Annotated in this window: 13 protein-coding genes; 9 read left to right on the top strand and 4 right to left on the bottom strand. The window is 37.0% G+C overall.

The window, feature by feature from the left end; all coding sequences use genetic code 11:
* The first annotated feature begins 246 nt into the window (after positions 1–246).
* Both BLQ66_RS08025 and BLQ66_RS08020 read left to right on the top strand, forming a co-directional pair.
* Positions 247–4800 carry a hypothetical protein gene (locus BLQ66_RS08025; RefSeq protein ID WP_074521709.1) on the top strand — a complete coding sequence of 1518 codons (4554 nt, stop codon included), beginning with the start codon at positions 247–249 and terminating at the stop codon, positions 4798–4800.
* A gap of 240 nt (positions 4801–5040) precedes the next feature.
* Positions 5041–9546: a pectinesterase family protein gene (locus BLQ66_RS08020; protein WP_074521708.1), complete on the top strand. Its 4506-nt coding sequence runs from the start codon at positions 5041–5043 to the stop codon at positions 9544–9546.
* 142 nt (positions 9547–9688) lie between these two features.
* Here the strand turns inward: BLQ66_RS08020 and BLQ66_RS08015 are convergent, their stop codons facing one another.
* Together BLQ66_RS08015 and BLQ66_RS08010 are read right to left on the bottom strand one after the other, a co-directional pair.
* A complete protein-coding gene (locus tag BLQ66_RS08015; RefSeq protein ID WP_143452993.1) occupies positions 9689–10456 on the bottom strand; it encodes an LTA synthase family protein in 768 nt (255 codons plus the stop codon).
* A gap of 10 nt (positions 10457–10466) precedes the next feature.
* Positions 10467–11153, bottom strand: coding sequence for an ABC transporter ATP-binding protein (locus BLQ66_RS08010; RefSeq protein WP_074521706.1), 687 nt, complete (start codon positions 11151–11153; stop codon positions 10467–10469).
* Positions 11154–11352: 199 nt separating this feature from the next.
* On the opposite strand from BLQ66_RS08010, the gene pth reads away from it, so the two are divergent.
* From pth to BLQ66_RS07990, 4 genes are all read left to right on the top strand, one after another.
* Positions 11353–11910: an aminoacyl-tRNA hydrolase gene (gene pth / locus BLQ66_RS08005; protein ID WP_074521705.1), complete on the top strand. Its 558-nt coding sequence runs from the start codon at positions 11353–11355 to the stop codon at positions 11908–11910.
* 37 nt (positions 11911–11947) lie between these two features.
* Entirely contained in the window at positions 11948–15517 is a 3570-nt protein-coding gene (mfd, locus tag BLQ66_RS08000; RefSeq protein WP_074521704.1) for a transcription-repair coupling factor, read from the top strand.
* Between the two features lie 51 nt (positions 15518–15568).
* The gene (locus BLQ66_RS07995; protein WP_074521703.1) at positions 15569–16663 is read left to right on the top strand and encodes a PTS sugar transporter subunit IIC; all 1095 of its coding nucleotides are present in this window, start codon (positions 15569–15571) and stop codon (positions 16661–16663) included.
* Positions 16664–16912: 249 nt separating this feature from the next.
* Entirely contained in the window at positions 16913–17887 is a 975-nt protein-coding gene (locus BLQ66_RS07990) for an aldolase catalytic domain-containing protein (protein WP_074521702.1), read from the top strand.
* Positions 17888–17981: 94 nt separating this feature from the next.
* Here the strand turns inward: BLQ66_RS07990 and BLQ66_RS07985 are convergent, their stop codons facing one another.
* Positions 17982–19316, bottom strand: coding sequence for an MATE family efflux transporter (locus BLQ66_RS07985; protein WP_074521701.1), 1335 nt, complete (start codon positions 19314–19316; stop codon positions 17982–17984).
* A 203-nt stretch (positions 19317–19519) separates the two neighbouring features.
* The gene (locus BLQ66_RS07980; RefSeq protein ID WP_074521700.1) at positions 19520–20548 is read right to left on the bottom strand and encodes a branched-chain amino acid aminotransferase; all 1029 of its coding nucleotides are present in this window, start codon (positions 20546–20548) and stop codon (positions 19520–19522) included.
* Between the two features lie 401 nt (positions 20549–20949).
* Here BLQ66_RS07980 and BLQ66_RS07975 point away from each other — a divergent pair, with 401 nt between their 5' ends.
* The 3 genes from BLQ66_RS07975 (at position 20950) to BLQ66_RS07965 (ending at position 24210) form a co-directional block, all read left to right on the top strand.
* On the top strand, positions 20950–21174 hold the full coding sequence (locus tag BLQ66_RS07975; RefSeq protein WP_027430960.1) for a hypothetical protein: 225 nt from the start codon (positions 20950–20952) through the stop codon (positions 21172–21174).
* A 336-nt stretch (positions 21175–21510) separates the two neighbouring features.
* Positions 21511–23109: a phosphodiester glycosidase family protein gene (locus BLQ66_RS07970; RefSeq protein ID WP_083330313.1), complete on the top strand. Its 1599-nt coding sequence runs from the start codon at positions 21511–21513 to the stop codon at positions 23107–23109.
* 18 nt (positions 23110–23127) lie between these two features.
* Positions 23128–24210 carry a hypothetical protein gene (locus tag BLQ66_RS07965; protein ID WP_074521699.1) on the top strand — a complete coding sequence of 361 codons (1083 nt, stop codon included), beginning with the start codon at positions 23128–23130 and terminating at the stop codon, positions 24208–24210.
* The last annotated feature ends 470 nt before the right edge of the window (positions 24211–24680 follow it).

Here is a 24680-nt window from a genome sequence, read left to right as displayed (position 1 = left end):
TATTCATGAAAATTTTACATTTAAGTACTAGTCTTATGGTACTGTAGTACTATCATTTGACATATCTGTCAAAATAGACAATAAAATCCTCTAGTTTTTAGTCAAATTTTCACAAGGTCTTGTGTTGACGTAAAAATCATATTTTGGCTATAATGGCAAATGTCAGCAGGAGAAGTAATTCGTGGGACGAAGGTAATTGCTGATAAGGAGTTTAGTGATTATATATTTTTATGGGAGGAACGGTCTATGAAGACTAAAATGAGAGCGAGAATTATGTCAATCGCAATGGCAATTCTCATGGTTGTTGGTCTTATGCCAACTGATTTAGCAGTTAAGAGCGTAAGCGCCAGCGATGCTAGTTCAAATACACATGTATTTGAAACATCAACACTTACAGCAGCAGCTGAAGGTACATACACAGATGGACAAGAAATTACATATGATGACTATTTCACAATAGTTGCAAGTTCAAAGACAAAGATTAATGAAAGTAGTAAGACTTTTGATGATGGATATACATCAGGACAGAGATTAGCCTTTGGTGGAAAGGCAGATATAAACGCAGGAAAGAACTATGTAAGCTTTAAAACAAGTACAAGCGCAACAGTAAAGATTTGGTGGGTAGAAGGTGGAGAAGATAATAGAAGCATGGCAATCTACAATCTATCAAGTGGAGAGGTTGTAGCACAGACATCAGAGACATTAGCTAAGAATGCAGCATGTGTTTCAACACTTACATTAAGTGAAGCAGGAACATATGCATTAGGTGGTTTAGAAAATAATAATTATATTTTCAAGATTGAAGTAACAGAGACACCAACTGTTACATCAACAGTTAACACATTTGAAACATCAACACTTACAGCAGCAGCTGAAGGTACATACACAGATGGACAAGAAATTACATATGATGACTATTTCACAATAGTTGCAAGTTCAAAGACAAAGATTAATGAAAGTAAAAAGACATTTGATGATGGATATACATCAGGACAGAGATTAGCCTTTGGTGGAAAGGCAGATATAGACGCAGGAAAGAACTATGTAAGCTTTAAAACAAGTGCAAGTGCAACAGTAAAGATTTGGTGGGTAGCAGGCGGAGATAACAGAAACATGGCAATCTACAACCTATCAAGTGGAGAGGTTGCAGCACAGACATCAGAGACATTAGCTAAGAATGCAGCATGTGTTTCAACACTTACATTAAGTGAAGCAGGAACATATGCATTAGGTGGCTTAGAAAATAATAATTATATTTTTAAGATTGAAGTAACAGAAACTTCAGGTGAGGCAGAAGAAGTGGTAAGAGCTGATTGGTCAGAAGTTGCTAATCCAGTAATTACTTCAGTAGTAGATAATGGTGATAGTACAGTAACAGTAGATTTTGATGCTTTAATCGGAACAGATGGAGCAGATGGAGCTGTTGTAACACTTACAGATACTACTGGAGAATCTCAGACAAGTAAGTATTTAAAGGAAGGTAACACAGGTTCAAAGACATTTACAGTTAGTTCATCAGGAACATATACTGCAACAGTTAGCATTTATCGTGAAGGTGAAGATGATAAGACTAGTGATGCAGTTTCTGTAAATTTCGTACTTCCATTAAGTGAAGTTACAATTAATACAACATCAAGTACAGGTAACGGAAGCGTATATATTGGATGGCAGTCAGTAACAGAGGCTGATTCTTATATCGTTTCTTATAGCACAGATGGGGAAAATTACGTTGTTGCTGCAAGCGGTATTACTGATTTAGAATACACAGTAACAGGTTTAACTGTTGGTAATTCTTATACATTTAAGGTACAGGCAGTTAGATTATTACCAGCTACAACAACAGACGGTACAGTAAGTGATGCAGTAGAGGTAACTAAAGAAGCTCAGACAGTTTGGGGTACAATTACCTATGGTAATGGTGCTAATTCATCTAACTTTACTAAGGTAGGTGATTTAAACGCTGATGGTTATGTTCAGTTAACAGCAGGTAAGTTAACAAACGGTAAGCTTACAGATTCAGGTAATGATGGTAAGTTTGTACCAGCTTCATTTGATGGTCTTTCATTCTACTATACAGAAGTACCATCTAACATGAACTTTACATTAAGAGCAAAGGTTACAGTTAATCAGTGGTATTTATCAAATGGTCAGGAAGCCTTTGGCCTTATGGCAGCAGATCAGCTTGGTGGTTCAGGCTGGAACAATGCATATTTCGCAGCAGCAACAAAGACAGAATATTATGTAGATGCTGATGGAAATGTAACAACTGATACAACAGCAACAAAGGTTACACAGAAAATCGGTATTGAATCACTTGAAAAGACAGGTGTAACAGCAGAAAATATTTCTTTAATTGAAGCTAATGATACAGATACAATTAACAATTGTTTCTCATCAATAGCATATCCATTAGAGCAGAGATATCCAAATGAATCAAATTTAATTGGAAATTTCACTAATGGAAAAGGAAAGTTAGACAACAACGTTAATATTACAGAAATGTATTTAACAATTCAGAAGAATAACACAGGTTACTTTGTAACTTACGAATCAGTAGATGGTTCATATTCAGTAACAAAGAAGTATTATGATACAGAAGCTCTTTCACAGATTGATGCAGATTCAGTTTATGTAGGTTTCTTCGTATCAAGATTTGCACAGGCAACATTCTCAGATGTTACATTTACAACAATTAGCCCTGAAAATGATGCTCCAACAGAAGAACAGCCAGTTGAAACAATTGAAACAGTAGCAACAATTGATTCAGCAGAATCATCAAATTCATCAGCTTATGACTTACAGTTCACAGCTAATGCAGATGGTGTAGCAACAATTTACCAGAATGGTGAAGCTATTAAGGAAGTTACTGTAACAGCTGGACAGCAAATTACAGTAGCAACAACACTTAACTTAGGCAGCAATACATTTACAGTTAAGTATGATGCAGATGATAATTATGTTCCTGGTGAATATCAGGTAATGAGTAATTATGATGAAATCACAATTAATCAGACAGTAACATACAATGCATATAATGGTGAAACAATTTATGTATCTCCAAACGCTAATGGTACAGGTAGCAAGGAAGATCCAGCTGACTTACAGACAGCAATTAAGTATGCTCAGCCAGGTCAGACAATCGTAATGATGGAAGGTACATATAAGTACACAAGTACTGTAACAATTCCAAGAGGAACAAACGGTACAGAAGATGCACTTATTTACTTAATTGCAGATCCAGATGCAAGCACAAGACCAGTTATTAGTGGTGCGAATGCAAGTGGACATGCAATGGAAATTGCTGGTAACTACTGGTATATCCAGGGTATTGATGTTACAGAATCAGCTGATGGTAAGGATGGTATTCATTTAAGTGGTAGCCATAACACAGTTGATAATGTAGAAACTTATGAAAATGGTAACACAGGTCTTCAGATTTCAAGACTTTCAGCAAATGATGCAGATAAGTCTACATGGCCTTCATATAACTTAGTTCTTAACTGTACATCTTATAACAACCACGATAAGGGTTATGAAGATGCTGATGGTTTCGCAGCAAAGTTAACATGTGGTGATGGAAATGTATTTGATGGCTGTATAGCACATAACAATGCCGATGATGGTTGGGATCTTTTCGCAAAGGTTCAGACAGGTTCAATTGGTGCAGTAACAATTAAGAATTCAGTAGCATATGCAAATGGATATCTACTTGATGGTACAGATGCTGGTAACGGTAACGGATTTAAGATGGGTGGCGATTCAATGTCAGGTTATCATGTCCTTTATAACTGTGTAGCATTTGATAACAAGTCAAAGGGTATTGATTCAAACTCTTGCCCAGATATTCAGATTAGCATGTCTACATCATTTAATAATGAAGCTAACAACGTAGCACTTTATACTAAAACAGCAGCTAACACAGATTATTCTGCATCAGGTATTCTTTCATTTAGAACACAGAATACAGATAATGGTGAAAATATTAAGTTAGTTGGTAGCCAGGATGCAACAAAGGTTTACCAGTCAACAAACTACTTCTGGAAATCAGCATCAGGTGATTCAAAGGATGCTTCAACAACAGTAACAGCTGATTGGTTTGAAAGCGTAGATACAGGAATGGATTATACAACTCATGTTTATAGCTCATTACCAGTAACACGTAACGAAGATGGAACAATTAACATGAATGGTCTCTTAGTCTTAACAGATAAGGCAGCAGAGGGAACAGGTGCAACACTTAACGCATCAACACTTACAGCTTCTAAGGAAGTTGAAGTTACAGGTGATGTTACTACAGGTTTAGTTACAGAAGTTGCAGCTGATGAAGATGTAGTATATGCAGTACTTGATGGCGACGGTGAAATCGTTGTTAAGGGCGAAAGCTTTTCAGTAAGATCTGCAGCAGATTTTGCAAAGTTCGTTAAGGTATTAGTTGATGGTGTTGAAGTTGATCCAAGCAACTATGTAGTAACAGAAGGTTCAACAATCGTTACATTTAATGCAGATTACACAGCAACACTTTCAGAAGGTACTCATACAGTAGAAATTGTTTCAGAAGATGGAGTAGCAACAGCAACAATTACAGTAGCATCAACAGCTGGTGAAGTAGCAGCAGATACAGACACAGTTGTAGCAGATGCAGCAGCAACAACAACAACTTCTGAAGTAGCAGCAGATTCAAGCGAAGTTTCAACAACTGATAAGAATACAGGCGATAGCGCAATGCCAGTTGTTTATGTAAGTCTCATGGTATTAGCAGCAGTAGCATTTGTTGCTAATAAGAAGAGAAAGAACGCTTAATAGATAGTCGAATACAAGATTTTTTCTTAAGGTTTAAATTAAACAAAAGACCCTTTATTACTTAATTAATAAAGGGTCTTTTAATAAATAACTAATGGTAAAACATAAAAAGTACAATATTACATCTTGGGGAATGACTAATTTTTATGTATAATTTCCACAGCAGACAAAGGGACCACCGCAATGGTTCAAAGACGGGCATGAAGTATATATACAATTTAATAACGGGAGGACAACACAATGAAGTTTAAAAACTTTAAGAGAGTGCTTGTAGGGGTATTAGCATTTGCTCTAGTTATCGCTTCAATTCCATTTTCTGGAAGTCTCGTAAGTGTAAAGGCTGATGAGTTAAGCAATGGTTTAACTGCAACAGAAGCCGTAAAGGGTGAAACTTACAAAATGACTTTTGCTGGATTAGACGGAAGCGACTATAGACATACTCCAGGAACAAGCTTGGGCTTAGTAACATTTGTAAAAAATACAGCTAATAATGGCGCACATGGTTTGACTATGAATGATGGTGCTGAGATTACTGTAAAGGTAGCAGGACCTTGTACAATTACAGTTTCATCATGTTTATATGCTAATGAATCGACAATTCTTTATATGAATGGAGAGCAGGGTCAAAAGGCAAAAGTTGAAACTGATGGCGATACTTTAACTTACGAATACACTGGTGGAGCTGGAGAGGTTACATTTAGTGCAGTTGATGGTACAACATGGATTCATGAAATCACTGTAACACCAAATCCATATGTTGCTACAACAACAACATGGAATTTCGATAAGTCTAATACAAACTATTCAAGTGCATATGAATTAGCTCTTCAGGGAGCTAATAATGGTACAGGTACATTTGAAGGCTTAGAAATTGATGCTACAAACGGTAAGTTAGCAGCAAGAGATTCAGATGCACAGGCTAATGTAGGCACAAAGATTACTATTCCAGTAGGTTCATACTCAAACTACACACTTAATGTATTAGCTTATAATGGTGCAACAATGAGTGTAGGAGGAGAGACACTTACAACAACTGCTAGTAGTTCATGGAATAACTATTCAGTAACAGGAACAACAGACGAAGATACAGAATCAATTGTACTTTCTTTTGATTCTAGTACATATATTAAGGAGATTTCATTGACTGAGGCTAGATCAACAGACCCAACACAGGCAGGAAATGGAAAAATCGACGTAGTTGACTTTGGTGCAGAACAACTAGATGGTGAGGTTTACAACAACTTACTTACAGAAAGCATTCAGACAGCATTCTATGATTCAAGTATTGCTGCTGGTACATCTGGTGTAAATATTGGTGACTTTACAATTTATGACACAGAAGGCAATGAATTTATCTATTTCTGTGCTGGTGGTAAGACTAATAACAGATATAGAACAACTAACACAAACTTAACTAGATATGATGAAAAGAGTAAGAAGGATGCAGATGGTAATGAATATAAGGGTTACATTTATTCTAACAATTCACCAACAGATAGCGTATATATGAACTTTACATTAGTGGAGAATGATGTTTTAACATTAATGCTTGGTTCAAACGGTGGTGATGCTATATATTATTTAGTATCTCCAAGTGGCAACATTCAGACATTTAACTTTACAAATAGTGCTGGTGTTGAAGAAGCTACATTCTACGCTGCTGAAGCTGGTACATACAAGTTATACTGTACTAACGAAAAGTTAGTAATTGCAAGAGCTACAAGAGTACATACAGCTCCAGTTAAGATTTCTGGTACATCTACATATGCAGATCCAGAAGCACTTGGAACAGTAGCTCCAACAGGTTATAGCTTAGTATTTACTAATAAGCAGACAGGTGGCGAAACAGTTGCTGCAGTTGCAGCTGATGGAAGCTATTCATGCTTCCTTTATCAGACATATGATTACACAGTAAGTCTTAAGGATGCTAACGGTTATGTTATTGCAACTGAGGATGAGCTTAGTGTATCAACTGAAGCTGAGTCACTTAGCATGGATTTTGTAATTAATCCAGTAGAACTTGTAACAATTACAGGTAATATTACAGGTATTGATGCAGATGCGGCTGCAAAGGTACAATTAGCATTTAACGCAGATAAGATTTATGTTCCAGAATTAACAGTTAATAGTGATTTATCATACACATTAAAGGTTGAGGCTGGCGTTACATACGAAGTAGTAGCTACAGATGCAGCGGACTACACATTATTAACAACTTCTATTGAAACAGATGGAAATTCAGTAAAGGATATTGAATTTGTTCATAAGGATACATTTGACGCAACAATTACACTTTCAGGTATCTCAAGTGAAGATGCAGCAAATGCAGTAATTACATTAACTAACATTAATGATACTTATGAAGATGGAACAAGCTATGTTTATACATATAACTATGGTGATCAGATTTCACTTAGAGCTGGTCAGTATTCAGTTAAGGTAACAGGTGTTGGTAACTATGCTTACGAGCAGGCTCCAACATATGACTTAAAGCTTGGTTCATATGATAATACAGCTGATAAGACAGGCAATAGCGTAGAAGTTAAGTTCTATGATGTTACAGATTGGGATTTCTCAGTTTATAACAAGGAATATGACGGAAACGGTATTGAGACAATTAATGGTAGCAATTACTACTATGGACTTACTTTAAACAGCAATGTATTAGAGAACAAGACATACCTTCTTCTTAACGAATCAACAGATGCAGAAGGTAATACAGTAGCTGGTACAATTGATGTTCCAGTTAAGGCTGGCGATATTGTAACATTATCATACTGCTATAGCGCTTACTTTACAGCAGGTGATGTAGCATTAGCTGAAAAGTCAGGTTCAACATCTAAGATTGAAAAGACACAGCTAGTTGCAAGTCAGGATGGCTATATGACAATTAAGTCAAATGGTGGTCAGACATACTTCACAGAGATTAGCGTTGTTACTCCAACAGAGTATAAGAGCGTTATTACAGTAGGTGCAGATAAGGAATATCAGACAATTAATGATGCACTTGATGCAGCAAGAACAATGCAAAGAACAGAAGACCAGGAAGTTACAATTGTAATTGATCCAGGTACATACCAGGAAATGCTTGTTATTGACGTTGACAATGTAAACTTAGTAAATGCAGCTGGTAGTGCAGCAAGCACAGATCTTACAAATTCAGGTGTTGATATTGCAGATAATGCAGTAAGAATCACATCATACTATGGTCATGGTTATGCTTACTATAGTATGGATAAGAATTGTAAGTACAATGCAGATTTATTAGATGTTAATACATACAATGGTTATTATTCATTCCAGAATCCAGGTTCTGGTACAACAAACGGAAGCTACTGGAATGCAACTGTAGTTGTATATGCAGATGGCTTTAGTGCAGATGGAATTATTTTTGAGAACTCATTCAACCAGTATCAGTCAGAACTTGCGGCTAACGATACAATCGTTGCACTTAGCGGTGCTAAGGGCGAATCAAATGGTGCAAGAAATGACTACAAAGTTGGTTCAACTGCAGTTCAGGCAAAGGCTTATGTAGAAAGAGCAGCAGCTCTTGCAATCGTAAGCGATGTTTCAGAGACATATTTTGATAATTGTAAGTTCATTGGTAGACAGGATACACTTTATGGTGGAGTTAATTCAACAGTAGTATTTGATCAGTGCCAGATTTATGGTGGTACAGATTATATCTTTGGTGGTATGGAAGCAATCTTCTATCAGTGTGATTTAGTAGCTAATACAAGTGAAGATGCAAATGATACATTCTATATTACAGCAGCTCAGCAGTCATCTGGCAGAGGTTACTTAATGTATGAGTGTACTGTTACATCAACAACACCTGGTGTAGATACAGCATCAACTAAGAAGTCTAAGCAGGGTTACTTTGGTAGACCATGGCAGGCTAATACAGCTGAAGTAGTATTCTATAACACAACAATTGAAACAACAGATTTCTATGATGGTGAAGAAAAGCTTCTTATTTGTGACGAAGGATGGAATTCATCTCTTGGTGGAAAGTCTACATTAAGCTATGAATATGGTTCAGTAGATGTAAATGGAAACTCAGTAGATACATCATCAAGAGTATCATGGTCAACACTTCTTTCAGAGGCAGTATTAAATGATGGTACAGCAATTAGCTTTGCTAACTTTGTAGGAAATGATTGGTCAGCAGAATTACTCCAGCATGGTAAGTTAACAAGTATTGAATATGAGATGTTAAATGGTGAAAATGCTGAAGTTGCAGCAGGTGAATCAGTAGTATTTAGATCAGCAGCAGACTTAAGTACATTTGAAGGTGTTGAAGTTGATGGCGTTACAGTTGATCCATCAAATTACACAGCAACTTCTGGTTCAACAATTATTGAACTTTCAGCTGATTATTTAGCAACACTTGGTGAAGGTATGCATACTGTTACAATTCTTTCAACAGATGGTGCAGCATCTACATTATTTACATTACTTGCAGCTGAGCCTTCAACAGAGGAGCCTTCAACAGAGGAACCTTCAACAGAAAATACAACTGGCGAAGTAGCAGCAGATACAGATGTAGTTGTAGCTGATGCAACAACAACAACAGCAAGTGCTACAGAAGCTTCTACAGCAGCTAGCAATACATCAGAAGTAGCAGCAGAAGATACTGATACAGCTGATAACAATAACTTCGTAATCGGACTTGCTCTAGCAAGCGTTTCAGCAGCAATTGCAGCTGGTGCAGTAGCAGCTAGAAAAAAGGAAGAGGAAGAATAAGATTAGTAAAACTTTAATCTGACATAAAAAAATAAGCTTGCAGGCATTAATACCAAAAGATTTAGGTCTTAAGGATAATGCTTGCAAGCATTTTTTATATTATAAGTAAGTAGATTATAAACAATAGATACATTTTCGAAGACTATAAACTAATCTTCTTATCTAATAAATATGCGTTAGCCCAGATCATAAGAATCACAGAAATGATTGATAGAATAATCTGTGGGGCTATAGAGAATAAATATTCACCAATGTTTTCAGGGCTTGTAGCAAGCTTTGGTAAATGATTTACAATAAGAGCATAAATAATAACAAATATAATAAAGAGTGCTACTGAAACAAATCCTCTAGCTTTACTATTTGAAAGAATTGTAGCTGATATTGTTATTGATAAATAACCCATTACAACATAAGTTAAGAATACAATTACAACACTAATAATTGTAAATACAATTGATAGAATAAATGTTGAAAGATTTGTATCTAAACTTGCTAGAACAATGTCTAAAATATCTAGTGCTGAAAAACTTGCTGTATCAAAAAGACTAGCATATAGTTTAATATCCCAAAATCCAATAGCTGCGAATACAAGAGCAACAACAAAAGCTGTTAAAATTGCATGTATAAGCTTTGAAAGAATAATTGAAATTGTTGAATTTGGTGTCATGAAAACAAGATATATAGTCTTATTTTTAAGCTCCTTACTATAAGAACTAATGGCAAGGGCAAATACAATAAAGTAAGAAATAGCAGTAGCAAGTACTAAAAGTACAATTGCTAATTCAATTGCTTCGAAGTCTCTGTTGTTATAGCATATTAGGAAATATCCTTCTAAAAAAGCTAATGCTAAAAAGAAAATCAAAAGTGGTGCTATATTTTTTCTAATTTCATATTTTAATAACTTTAACATGTCATCCTCCTTAAGCATAGATTCTCTTGTACTGATCTACAAGATTTAATCCAGTCTGATTACGTAATTCTTCAATAGAACCAGCAGATACAATGCATCCTTGCTTAATGAAAATAGCATGTGTAGAAACTGCCTCAAGTTCGTCAATTAAGTGAGAAGAAACAATCATGATTCTTCCTGGACCTGAGTTAGCTGCAATAGTTGCTGCCATACGCTCTCTTGAAATAATATCAATACCATTTAGAGGTTCATCAAGCATCATAAGGCCTGAACTTCTTGAAAGTGAAACTGCAATCTTTAATTTAGCTAACATACCTGTAGACATTTTATAAGCCTTTAAATTGTCTGGAAGTTGCATATCATTTAAGAAAGCATAGAATCTATCTTTATTAAAATCAGCAAAGAAATCACTGAAATAATTACTAATATCTTTTGGTGTCATATATGAATAGAAATAACTTTCTGTTGGCATATATGAGATGTCTGCCTTTGATTCACATGAAAGTGGCTGTCCCTTATAAAAAATCTGTCCGCTATCGGCTTTTACAAGACCTGCAATCATCTTCATAAATGTAGATTTACCACTACCATTAGGGCCAAGTAAGGCATATACATTTCCAGCTTCAAGGGAAATGCACTGATTGTACGCGGCTGTAATACTTGAGTATTGTTTGTTAACATTTTGCAATACTAGCATATTTTCCTCCTTCTAGAAAACACCCGGCTTTATCATTAGTTTATAGCCTATATATAGTTTGATGTCTTCAAATGCAAAAAAATTATATCATAATATTTATTTAATTTATAGTAGTTTTTTATTCTTGTTGACTTTTGTATTAAGTGTTAAGATTTAGTCATGTGAAAACATTTATATAAAGCTAATAGTGAGGTAAAATATGTATATAATAGCAGGTTTAGGAAACCCGGGAAAAGAATATGAGAATACAAGACATAATGCAGGTTTTTCAGTTATAGATGAGTTGGCTAATAAGCACAACATTGATATTGATAATTCTAAGTTTAAGGGCATGCTTGGTAAAGGTGTCATTAATGGTGAGAAGGTTGTACTTGTAAAGCCACTTACATATATGAATAATTCCGGCGAGTGCATTAGAGCGGTTATGGATTATTACAAAACTGATATTGAGGACTTTATTGTGGTATTTGACGATATTAGTTTAGAGGTGGGCAAGTTAAGAGTTAGACCTAAGGGAAGTGCCGGCGGTCACAACGGTATTAAGAGTATCATCGCTCATTTAGGTTCAGACGGCTTTAAGAGAGTTAAGTTTGGTGTAGGCAACAAGCCTTCTGGCTGGGACCTTGCAGATTGGGTACTTGGTAGATTTAACAAAGAAGATGAAAAGACTTTAGAAGATGCAAAGAAGAGAGCTTGCGAGGCTATTGAAACAATTATGGCGGAAGGTACTGAATTTGCCATGAATAAGTTTAATTAGTAGATAGCTAAACAGGTTAGGTTAAAAGGAGAAACTTATGGATACATTTTACGATCCAATACGTAAGCTTGAGGGCATTAAGGAATTAAATACAGTTCTTGATGGCAAGGGCGGAAAACTTGTATCTATATCAGGCTGCATAGATACGCAAAAGGTGCATTTAGCCTCTGCAATTGCTAGCGATTATAATTTCCTTCTTATTGTAAGCTCTGACGAAGTGAAGGCTAGAAAGATAGCTGAGGATGCGGCATTTTTTAATGAAAATGTATCGTATTATCCAGCTAAGGATGCGATTTTTTACAATGCAGACATTTCCGGAAAGCAAATTGTAGGACAGAGAATTGAAGTTATAAATAAGATTATCAATGAGGACAAGTTAACTATTGTTACCACAATTGATGCTCTTTCAGATACTTTAATTCCAATTGAAAAATACATTGATAGTACTTTAGTTTTTAAGACAGATGATGTTATAGATTTAGATAAGATTAAGTCAAAGCTTGTGGCTATAGGTTATGAGAGAATGCCTATGGTTGAGGGAAGAGGCCAGTTTTCTATACGTGGTGGAATTATTGACATTTTCCCCTTCACCAGTGAGACTCCAGTAAGAATTGAGCTCTGGGATGATGAGATTGATTCTATTAGATACTTTGATGTAGACAGTCAGCGCTCTATTGAGAAAGTAAAGGAAATAAGAGTATTTCCGGCGACGGAATATATTTTCACAGAAGAGGAAATTGAAGAAGGATTAGAGCTTATTGAAAAGGAAGCTAAAGCCCAGTTACAGGTCTTTAATATTGAAAAAAAGAGACGTAGTAAGGAAGATATTGATGCAGGAAATGCTATTAGAAAACTTGTGGCAGATGCTAAAAGAACCGGGGATTATTCTAGGTTTATTAAGGCTTTCTCAAGTGAAACTGTGGGCTTTGCAGACTATTTGCCAAAGGGTAAAACTTTAATCGTTCTTGATGAATTACATAGATTAAAGGAAAAGTCTGATTTAGTAAGCTATGAGTATGAGGAGAGCATGAAGCACAGACTTTCTTGTGGTATGGTGCTTCCTTGTCAGACAAGTTTGATTCGTCCTATGGATGAAATTATGGCAGGGCTTAAGGACTTTAAAAAGTTGACACTGTCTGCTCTTGACTACACTTATAAATTGAATAAAATCGACTTTTCAATGAATCTAGAAACAAGAACTATTAGTTCTTATAATAATAGTTTTGAGATGCTTGCCAATGATCTTGCCAAGTATAAGAAGAATAAATACAGCGTGGTTTTGGTTTCTAGTTCAAGGACTAGAGCTAAGAGAATCGTGGATGATTTAGCAGGTCTTGAGATTGAGAGTTATTATAGTGATGATTTTACAAAGCCTATAAAGCAAGGCACTATCATGGTTACTTATGGTAGTTTACATGCGGGCTTTGAATATCCTTTACTAAAGTTTGTGTGTATATCTGAGAGTGACATTTTCACAGATAGAGAAAAGAAGAGGCTTAAGCGTAAGAAGGAGGCCAAGAAAAATGGTAACTCTATCGCAAGCTTTAACGACTTAAACGTAGGGGATTATGTGGTTCATGAGACTCACGGTCTTGGTATCTATAAGGGTATTGAAAAGATTGTGGTTAATGACGTGGAGAAGGATTACGTAAAGATTGCCTATGATGGTAACAGTAACCTCTTCCTTCTTGCCACTCAGCTTGATAGATTGCAAAAGTATGCCGCGGCAGACGTAGAGAAGAAGCCTAAGCTTAATAAGCTTAACTCTGTGGAATGGTCGAAGACTAAGAGTAAGGTTAAGTCGGCGGTTGAAGAGGTGGCAAAGGATTTAGTTGAGCTTTATGCCACACGTTCAAAGATTAAGGGCTACGAGTTTACAGCGGATACTGTTTGGCAGCAGGAATTTGAGGAGATGTTCCCATACGAGGAGACTCTAGATCAGTTAAATGCCATTGATGATACTAAAAAGGACATGGAAAGCCCTAAAGTTATGGATAGACTGATTTGCGGGGATGTAGGTTATGGTAAGACAGAAGTTGCTATTAGAGCGGCCTTTAAGGCAGTGCAGGATAGCAAGCAGGTGGCTTATCTTGTGCCAACTACCGTGCTTTGTAATCAGCATTTTAACAACTTCAAGGAAAGACTAAAGGACTTCCCAGTTACAGTGGAGCAGTTATCAAGCTTTAAGACCTCCGCTCAAAATAAGGAGACGGTGGCTAAGCTAAAGAAGGGCACTGTAGACATTGTAATAGGAACTCACAGACTTCTTTCAAAGGATGTGGAGTTTAAGGATTTAGGTCTACTTATTATCGATGAGGAACAGCGTTTTGGCGTAACTCATAAGGAAAAGATAAAAAAGCTTAAGGAAAATATTGACGTACTTACTCTTTCAGCAACTCCAATTCCTAGAACTCTTCACATGAGTTTAGTTGGAATTAGAGATATGAGTGTTTTAGAGGAGCCACCTGTGGATAGAATTCCTATTCAGACCTTCGTTACAGAGCATAACGATGAGATGATTCGAGAGGCTATTAATCGTGAGCTTGCAAGAGATGGTCAGGTTTTCTATGTATATAACAAGGTTAAGGGCATTGAGGATATGGCGGCTCACGTGGAGTCCCTTGTTCCTGATGCAAATGTAGCAATAGCTCATGGTCAGATGGACAAACGCCAGCTTGAGCGAATCATGACAGACTTTATTAATCATGAAATTGATGTGCTAGTATGTACAACAATTATTGAGACAGGTATGGATATTTCTAACTGTAACACAATGATTATTGAGGATGCAGATAACTTCGGTCTATCTACTCTTTATCAGTTAAGAGGTAGAGTTGGTCGAAGCAACAGAACTGCCTTTGCTTTCCTTTTGTATAAAAGAGACAGAATGATTTCTGAAATTGCAGAGAAGAGATTGTCGGCAATCAAGGAATTTGCAGGCTTTGGTAGCGGTTTTAAGATTGCCATGAAGGATCTAGAAATTAGAGGTGCAGGTTCGGTACTTGGCCGAAGCCAGCATGGACACATGGCAGCAGTAGGTTACGACCTTTATTGCAAAATGTTAAATCAGGCCGTTAATAAGCTTAAGGGTATTAAAAATGAATACGATTTCGAGACAACAATCGACTTAGACGTAGATGCCTTTATTCCTTCTACTTATATTAGAAGTGAGTATCAAAAGCTTGATGCCTATAAGCGAATTGCAAACATCGAAACTATGGAAGAGCTAAATGATATGGAAGATGAATTAGTAGATAGATATGGAGAGCTTCCAGCGACAGCCCATAATCTAACTATGATTGCTCTTATTAAAGCCAAGGCTCACAAGATTGGCTTTATTGAAATTAAGGGTGGACTTCACAATGCCATAGGTGAAACAGGTAATTCTCAGTGGTTTACTAACATGTCCATTTCACCAAAATCAGAAATTGATGTGGAAGCCTTAGATGAATTCTTAGCTAGATTTGGTGGAGCGCTAGCCTTTAGTGTTAGAGACGCCAACTTTAGATGGAAGGTTACAAAAAGAAAGTTTGGCAATGCCAAGGAATATCTAAACGGACTTAATAGCTTAATGGATGATTTCTTGGAAAATGTAGTAAAAAAATAGACTTAAAGTGTGGATTTAATTACACTTATGAATTTAAAGTGCGGAGGATTTATGGGAAAAGTTAAAGACTTTTTGAAGAAAAAAGACATCGAAATATCTGTAAAAAGATACGGTGTAGATGCCTTAGGAGCCATGGCCCAAGGCCTCTTTTGTTCCCTTTTAATAGGAACAATACTAAATGCTATTGGAACACAGTTTTCCATTGGCTTATTAACAAAGACAATAGCAACTATTAGTGGAACTGATTATACAATCGGTGGTTTAGCATCAGCTATGAGTGGTCCAGCTATGGCACTAGCAATAGGTTATGCCCTAAAGTGTCCTCCACTTGTACTTTTCTCTATGGTATCAGTAGGCTTTGCTGCCAATGCCCTAGGTGGAGCTGGGGGTCCTTTAGCAGTATATTTTATATCTATTATTGCTGCTGAGGCAGGAAAGTTAGTATCAAAGGAAACAAAGATAGATATTCTTGTAACACCGATTGTTACTGTAGTTGTGGGAATTATTGTCTCAAGTCTAATTGCGCCACCAATAGGTAAGGCAGCTCTTTGGCTTGGAAATATTATTATGTGGGCTACGGATTTGCAGCCATTCCTAATGGGAATTGTTGTTTCCGTCTTTATGGGCATTTTCCTAACCCTTCCAGTTTCCTCTGCGGCAATCTGTGCGGCTCTTGGTTTAGTTGGTCTTGCAGGGGGTGCAGCAGTGGCAGGATGTTGTGCTCAGATGGTGGGCTTTGCAGTGATTTCCTTTAGAGAAAATGGCTGGGGTGGTTTAGTTTCACAAGGTATTGGAACCTCTATGCTTCAGATGGGAAATATTGTAAAGAATCCTAAAATCTGGCTTGCGCCAATTCTTGCATCAGCTATTACAGGACCTATTGCAACTTGTATCTTCCATTTAGAGATGAATGGTGCAGCAATTTCTTCAGGTATGGGAACTTGCGGTTTAGTGGGCCCTCTTGGTGTTTATACAGGTTGGGTTGCTGATATAGCAAAGGGACTTAAGGCTTCAATTACAGCCTTTGACTGGATTGGTTTAGTACTAATTTGCATAGTTTTACCAGCAGTATTTGCCTTGATTTTTGACCTAATTATTAGAAAAATTGGTTGGGTTAAAGAGGGCGATATGAAGCTTGAAGTTTAGAAAATTCAATAAGAAATTGACAAGTGGTAAGGTAGAAAACTTTACCACTTTTTTTCACAAATTAGGTTGACATAAAGAATAAAAATGATTATAATTCAATTTAGTACTTTAAAGCGTAACGCTTTAAAGCGAATAAAGAAAATGCAAAAAAATTTGCAGACAAGATAAGCAACAATACAAAATTAGGATATGTAGTAAATGTGAGAAATGATGCATTTTCATAAGGATTCTTATTAGGAGGAAAGTGATATGTTGGAACAAAAAGGTGACTTAACGTCGTTTAGACCAGACATTAAAGTAGTTGACTGTACATTACGTGATGGAGGACTTGTTAATAATTTTGAGTTCTCAGATGACTTCGTCCGTGATTTATATAAGGCAAATGTTGCCGCAGGAATTGATTATATGGAATTTGGTTACAAGGCTTCTAAGGAGGTTTTTGATCCAAAGGACTTCGGTAAGTGGAAGTTTTGTAATGAAGAAGATATTCGCGCTGTTGTAGGCGAGAATAATACAGATCTTAAGATCGCAGTTATGGCAGATGTAGGTAGAACTGATCTTAATGATATCCCACCAAAGTCAGAGAGCGTGGTTGATCTCATTAGAGTCGCTACTTATATCTACCAGATACCAGCAGCTATTGAGATGATTGAGGACTTTGCTAAGAAGGGTTATGAAGTAACTGTAAACATTATGGCTATTTCAACAGCTTCTGAGACAGAACTTGATTTAGCTCTTGAACTTTTAGGTAAGAGCTCAGCTAATGTAATTTACTTAGTTGATAGCTACGGTTCATTATTCCCAGAGCAGATGTGCAGATTAGCTGAGAAGTACTTAGCAGTTGGGGAAAAGTACAACAAGGCAATTGGTATTCATGCTCACAACAATCAGCAGCTTGCTTTTGCTAACACTATTCAGACAGCAAGCATCGGTATTAGCTACTTAGATGCAACTGTTAATGGTATGGGTAGAGGCGCAGGAAACTGCTGTACAGAATTATTACTTGGATTCCTTAGAAATCCTAAGTATAAGATTGCTAACATTTTCAAATTTATCCAGGAGCATATGGTGCCACTTAAGGCAAGCGGTGTGACTTGGGGTTCAGATATTCAATATGTTATTACAGGACAGGCTAATCAGCATCCAAGAGCTGCTATTGCGTTTACAGCTGAGAAGAGAACTGATTACTCTAAGTTTTATACAGAGGTTACAGCCTACGAGTAAGATATTTTCACTATTTCATACTTTATATAACCAAACAAAAAAGACTGCAATTTGCAGTCTTTTTTGTTTTATATAGGAATGAAAGTAAGCAAATTTAATTTGTCAAAGCTTCTTTTTGAATCCATTTGCCGTTTAGGAATCTAATTCCAAAGAATAGGGAACGGCAGCCCCAATCAATAAACATACCAATCCATACACCAAGCACGCCAAAGCCTAGGACTAGTCCGAAAATGTAACTACTACCGACTCTGAATATCCACATAGAAAGGATGCTTACTATCATGGTGTAATGCACATCACCTGCGGCTCTAAGGGCATTTGGCATTGTAAAGGATAATGGCCAGATAAATAGAGATGTAATATTAAAGGCTCTAAGTACCACAGTGGCAATATCCACAGCCTCAGGAGATAAGTTAAACCAAGTTGGAATGTAGTGACCAAGGAAGAATAGGGTTATGTTGCAAATCCAGTCTCCTATGTAGGCCCAAAGAAGTATCTTTTTAACATAGTGCTTGGCTTCATCTTTTCTACCAGCACCAATACACTGACCGACTACTGTAATAAGGGCGAGTCCCATGGAACTTGCTGGGATATTAGCAAAGTCGATTATGGTGTAACTAACTGAGTTAGCAGCAATAGCTGCCTGTCCAAGGGTTGTAACCATGCGGACAACCATAAGTTTACCGATCTGGAACATTCCATTTTCAATACCAGAAGGAATACCTATAAAGAGAATCTTCTTAATAAGTGAGAAGTTTGGAAGGTAGTCAGCAAGCTTATTAAGTCTAATTGGTGATTTCTCTCGCATAATGAAGTAGCTCATAATGGCACTACCAAAAACTCTACTTAAAAGTGTAGATAGGGCAACACCAAAGACACCCCAGTGAAAGCTTAGAACAAATATAGCATTGCCAATAATATTTACAATGTTCATAACTAAGCTTATGTATAAACTGATTTTTGAATTTCCCACACTTCTAAATATGGCAGCTCCGGCATTGTAAATACCAAGGAAAGGATATGAAATAGCTGTAACTGTAAAGTAAAGAACTGCAAAGTTCATAATAGCAGCTTCAGTATTACCAAAGATTCCTGATAAAACCGGTCTTGCAAATATAACGGAAATTCCCATCATAATTAGGGCAAATACAAGAAGTACTGTTTCTAGCTGACCAGCAGCCTTCTTTGTTCTCTTCTCATTACCTGCACCAATATATTGGCTACAAATTACGGCACCACCTGTTGCAAGGGCAGCCATAATCTGAATAATAAGTCGGTTAATATTATCTACTAATGCGACACCAGCAACAGCAGCTTCACCTGCCTGTGAAACCATGAGCTGATCCACAAAACCAACTGTTAAAGAAAGAACTTGCTCACCCATTAAAGGGATAATAAGTTTCTTTAAGTCCTTATTGGAAAATATCATAAAAAACTCCGATCTAAAAAATTTACATGAAACGAATTGTATTGTAGACCTAAGACAAATTTAAAGCAATAAAGAAAATTTTTTTCTTTCCTTGATATTACAGATTTATAGGAATGAAAATGTATCTCTTAGGAAAATAAGCAAATAAAAAGATGACAGTAAAACTACTGCCATCTCTTTGATATTATTTAAGAATAGGATTTTTAGCAAATTGTATGAATCCAACCTTCTGGAGCTTCAATTGTTCCCTGCTGAATTCCAAGTAATGTCTCATATAACTTCTTAGTTACAGGACCCATTTCCTCCATACCACTTGGGAAGCAGATTTCCTTGCCGTGATCGTTAATCTTACCAACTGGTGAAATAACTGCAGCAGTACCGCAAAGACCACATTCAGCAAAGTCCTTAACTTCTTCAAATGGAACAACTCTTTCTTCAACTTCAAGACCAAGGATTTCCTTAGCAACATAAACAAGTGAACGTCTTGTGATTGAAGGTAAGATACTATCTGACTTAGGTGTAACAACCTTTCCGTCCTTAGTTACGAATAAGAAGTTTGCACCACCTGTTTCCTCAACGTTAGTTCTAGTTGCTGCGTCAAGGTACATATTTTCAGCAAAACCTTCTTCATGAGCTTTAACGATAGGGTAAAGGCTCATTGCATAGTTAAGACCAGCCTTGATATTACCTGTTCCGTGTGGAGCTGCTCTATCAAAATCTGAAACCTTAATAACGATAGGCTTAGCACCACCCTTAAAGTAAGGTCCAACTGGAGTTGCAAACATTCTAAACTGGTATTCATCTGCTGGCTTAACACCGATAACAGGATTTGTACCAAACATATATGGTCTAATGTAGAGAGTTGCGCCTGAACCGTAAGGTGGAACCCATTCCTTGTTTGCAAGAACGAGCTTATCAAGTGCCTCTAAGAATCTGCCTTCTGGTAATGTAGGCATTTCAAGTCTCTCACATGAATCATTTAATCTGCTAGCATTGAGGTCAGGTCTAAATGTAACGATGTGACCGTCCTTAGTTGTATAAGCCTTAAGACCCTCAAAACATGTCTGAGCATACTGTAATACGCCAGCACATTCGCTTAAAACAACCTTATCATCATCTGTGATGCATCCTTCGTCCCATGCTCCATTTTTAAAATTAGTTACATATCTTGCATCTGTCTTCATGTAACCAAAACCAATATTGGCCCAATCAATATCTTTTTTCTCTGCCATAAAAAGTACTTCCTTTCCCAAATATAGACACAATAAGTAAAATAATCTATGTGTTTTATGATATTTTAACTCTTATAAATAACTTATGTCAATATAAATGTCATACAACTTACAAAACTTGTCATACAACTCAAAGAACTCAGTTAATATCTGTAAGGAAAATGTGTAGCTACACATTAAAAAAGAAAATAGAGGAAACTCTCTCTTAATATTTTACAGTTTTTCTGCCTAACTTTGTATACTGTATATATGAAAAACATTAGAAACTAAAGTAGATTTTAAAAAATAATTTGTGCTATAATAAATGTAGTTAGAAGGGGTTTTGTGGTAGGCAGTGGTCTAGCATAAAAAACATCCGTGATGGATTAAAATATGGGGCAATAAGAATTGAGGTGTTTTAAGTGGCAGAGATGATGACTACAGAACGTTTACTTAAAGCTGACGTTTCTATGGAAGAGAGCAAGCAGATTGAGCGTGTTCTTAGAAGAAATAACATTTCATATTTTGAGAAGTGGAATTTACATGGTGGTCTTCTCAAATTTATGAATAACAGTAAATCAAGTAAATGTGATATCTACATTCATGTAGATTCATACGACAAAGCTAAAGCAGTTTTAGGAGAGTAAGCTTTTAGTGTGGGACGGGTACTGTATCCGCAGGGTCGATAGGACTCTAAATACAATCTAATTAGGGAGCTTTGAAAAAATCAGACAAGGCATCTAAAGATTTCGGGATTATATTAGTAGAAATTACTAGTATAATCCCTTTTTTTACTTGAATATTCGTATATAATAGAGTAATATTTTTATTAGAAGAGTTATAGAAAAATATTTACTAGTAGTTTTTAGGGATGGAAACTATCTAGGCATACTAAAATAACGAGGCATAATGTTCAATAGCTATGGGGAAATTATTTAGTTGTTGGAAGACTGCAGTTTTTGCAGCAGAAAAAGAGGTAGAGGATGTTAAAAAGAAAGAAAAATGTGGAGATCGATTTAATCGAGCTCTCAAAGGAAGAAATTCTTGAGAATGAGAAGAAAATTTGGGGTTATTCTCCGGAGTGGAGAAAAAGAGATGTGGCAGCAGATGAGGATTTTATAGCTAAGAAGGATGCTGCAAAGACTAATAACGAAGAGGCTTCTGTACTAAAAGAGGATAAGGAAATTCCTAGTAAAAAAGAAGTTAAAGAGGATAAAAAACTTCTAGGAGCTAAGGAAGCTAAGGAAATTAAGGAGGAGACTCCTAAGGATTTATCTAAGCTTGAGGACTTATCGAGGCAGAGCAAAGATGTCAAAAGCCTTCAGCCTAATGACCAGGTTGAGATTATTGAAATCGAGGATTTAGATCCAAGGGATTTAAATGCCAAGGATTATAACTTAAATGAAGAAATTAAAGAAGAAATTAAAGAAGATATAAAAAAGGATATTACTAATGAGGAAAAGCTATCTAAAGAAGAGCAGGATATTCTTATAGATGATGATTCTGAAGAAGATTTAGCAGATAATTTTTTTGATGACATAAAAAGTAAAAAGAAGTCTGAAAAAAATTTACCTGAGAAGAAAAAACTTGGGGCAAAGAAAATCTTTGGAAGGATTGCTCTTTGTATTCTAACGGCTGTGATTATCATAGTTCTAGCCCTTTTAGGCCTAGTACTTATAATTGAGCATGGCCCATCGAAGGCAGCCAGAAACCTTTTTGTAAATTCTGTACTTGAAACTAGTGCAGGAAAGTTTCTAGCTACAACTTTTGTTTCAGCAGAAGTAATTGATGAAATTCAGTCACAAAATTCCATCGAACTAACAGATGAGGTTACAGATTCCTCTTTAATAAATGTGACTTCTGAAAATGTAGACACAGAAAACACAGGCACTACAACTGACGAAGATGGTATCGAATTAGTTGAAATTAATGGTGGCTCTTATAATGGTTATCTTTTAAAGATAAAGGATCCTTCAAGAGTTATGGTAGGAACTTGTGGTACATTTGGCGGCTACGGCTTACACGTAGATGCAATTGTTGAAAGATACGGGGCAGTCGCAGGTGTAAACGGCGGTGGCTTTGAAGATACTAATGGTATGGGAAATGGCGGCACACCAATAGGTCTTGTTATTTCAAATGGTGAATTATTAGCTGGTGAACTTGATAAAACCTACGATATTGCAGGCTTTGATAGTAACAATGTCTTAGTTGTAGGTAGTATGACAGGTCAGCAGGCAATTGATAGAGGAATTAGAGATTGCTGTTGTTACGGCCCAACTTTAATTGTAAATGGCGTGGCAACAACAGTTTATGGAACAGGTAGTGGAATCAATCCAAGAACCGCAATAGGCCAGTGCGCCGACGGAACGGTTTTGCTACTTGTAATTGATGGTAGACAGATTAACAGTATTGGTGCTACATTTGCAGACATCATTGACGTAATGTTAGAATACGGCGCTGTAAATGCTTATAACCTTGATGGTGGTAGCTCAACAACTCTTTACTATAATGGAGAATATGTAAATAGTACTGCACCGCTTACAGGCTCAAGACTTATACCAACAGCAATTATTGTTAAGTAGAATTTGGGGAGGAAATTTATGAAGAAGGGAGTCTTCTGGAAGGTCTATGGAATCGTAGTTACTTGCTTACTTGTTTTAATTCTAGCCGGCTTAGGAGTTCTATGGTTTTACTTAGACAACTATGAGAAGTCTAGACCAGAATATAAGGTCGAGGAGATAGTTGAAAATTTGAATAAATCGGACATCGACGACTTACTAACATATTTAGACATTCAGGTTACTGAGTTTGAAAATATGGACTCTGTTAAGGAGTATTTAAAGTCCGAGCTTAGTGGAGAGTGGAGCTACACTAAGAATAGAAATGACAGTACAGATGAGGAGCCTTGTTACATTTTAATAAAGGATGGAGACAAGGTGGGCAGCATTAGCCTAAATAAGGATGGCAAGCAGGGGATTTTTAAAATGCCAAACTATAGCCTAGCAAGTTTTAATACGGAGCTTAATAAAACAAGAGCTGTAACAATTAAGGCGCCAAACAATGCTGCAGTTTTTGTTAATGGCATTGAATTATCTGATGATTACGTAAGCTCTAATGATGAAGAGGTTGTGGATTTAGAGTATGTTGTAGATTACATTGAGACACCTACTTATAAAAGCTATAAGCTTGATAACATCTATGGTGATTTAGATGTGAAGGTTGTGGGTGTTAGTGGAAATGAATTGTCAGTAGAGGCAACGGAAACAGAGGATGAGAAAATCGTTGCCTATGAATATTCTTTTGAGTGCAGTGAGGATTTTATAAATTCTGTAGATCAAAGAGTGCGTGATTATATTTACGAATATGTAGACTATGTAATTAATACAAAGCAGGTGAGCACAGTTCAGAGTTATACGCTTTCTGCTAGTAATGCTAGAAAGCTTTTTGCAAATTCTGCTGTGGCTATTGCTTGGAATGGTACACCTAAGAGTATTAATTATGGCGAGATTGAAACAAGCAATTATCAGCAGTACACAGAGGATTGCTTTAGCGTGGAGGCCAGTGTAACAGCTTCTGTTGTGACAAATAGCGGGGATGTAAGGGAGTATCCTACAACCTTGAAGATTATTTGGGTGAAGAAGAGTGGAAGTTGGTATGTAGTGGACTTTAAGTTGGGGCGTTGAAGTGGTGGAATGTGAAGGGGGGATGAAATCCCTTCCTTGTTAGGGGTCCGAGGGGGCCCCTTTTTTAATGCAGTGTTTTGGGGGAGGGGAGAGCGCGCCCTCAGAAAACACGCTTTCGCTCAGAGCGCCTAGTAGCAGTACTTCGCTTCTTAAAAGGGGGCCTCCCCCCTTTTAAGGAGCGAGTGCTGACTGGCGCTCAATGGTTTTCTTCGGGGCCTCTCCTCCTCCCCCCCCTATGCGTTTATAAATGGGCCCCAGGGGAGCGTAACGATTAAGGGATTTCATCCCCCGATTCACATTCCCCCGCCGAGGCCCCCTCGGCGGGCACCCTCCCGGCAGTGTATGACTACCGGGAGTGGTGGGGAGGGCCCGGATGCCAAATGCGCGATGCTGTTTGGCTGGGGAGTATTTCCGGGAGGGTGCGCGGGGGAGAGGGACGCCAAATGCGCGATGCTGTTTGGCTGGGGAGC

It is taken from the genome of Lachnospira pectinoschiza, assembly GCF_900103815.1.
Classification (GTDB): Bacteria; Bacillota; Clostridia; order Lachnospirales; family Lachnospiraceae; genus Lachnospira; species Lachnospira pectinoschiza_B.
This window is presented reverse-complemented; position numbering and strand designations above follow the sequence as displayed.

What these genes read in the sequence shown, in the direction of transcription:
- BLQ66_RS08025 (WP_074521709.1), top strand. Translation starts at nt 247, where the DNA reads ATGAAGACTAAAATGAGAGCGAGAATTATGTCAATCGCAATGGCAATT.
- BLQ66_RS08020 (WP_074521708.1), top strand. Translation starts at nt 5,041, where the DNA reads ATGAAGTTTAAAAACTTTAAGAGAGTGCTTGTAGGGGTATTAGCATTT.
- BLQ66_RS08015 (WP_143452993.1), bottom strand. Translation starts at nt 10,456, where the DNA reads ATGTTAAAGTTATTAAAATATGAAATTAGAAAAAATATAGCACCACTT.
- BLQ66_RS08010 (WP_074521706.1), bottom strand. Translation starts at nt 11,153, where the DNA reads ATGCTAGTATTGCAAAATGTTAACAAACAATACTCAAGTATTACAGCC.
- pth (WP_074521705.1), top strand. Translation starts at nt 11,353, where the DNA reads ATGTATATAATAGCAGGTTTAGGAAACCCGGGAAAAGAATATGAGAAT.
- mfd (WP_074521704.1), top strand. Translation starts at nt 11,948, where the DNA reads ATGGATACATTTTACGATCCAATACGTAAGCTTGAGGGCATTAAGGAA.
- BLQ66_RS07995 (WP_074521703.1), top strand. Translation starts at nt 15,569, where the DNA reads ATGGGAAAAGTTAAAGACTTTTTGAAGAAAAAAGACATCGAAATATCT.
- BLQ66_RS07990 (WP_074521702.1), top strand. Translation starts at nt 16,913, where the DNA reads ATGTTGGAACAAAAAGGTGACTTAACGTCGTTTAGACCAGACATTAAA.
- BLQ66_RS07985 (WP_074521701.1), bottom strand. Translation starts at nt 19,316, where the DNA reads ATGATATTTTCCAATAAGGACTTAAAGAAACTTATTATCCCTTTAATG.
- BLQ66_RS07980 (WP_074521700.1), bottom strand. Translation starts at nt 20,548, where the DNA reads ATGGCAGAGAAAAAAGATATTGATTGGGCCAATATTGGTTTTGGTTAC.
- BLQ66_RS07970 (WP_083330313.1), top strand. Translation starts at nt 21,511, where the DNA reads ATGTTAAAAAGAAAGAAAAATGTGGAGATCGATTTAATCGAGCTCTCA.
- BLQ66_RS07965 (WP_074521699.1), top strand. Translation starts at nt 23,128, where the DNA reads ATGAAGAAGGGAGTCTTCTGGAAGGTCTATGGAATCGTAGTTACTTGC.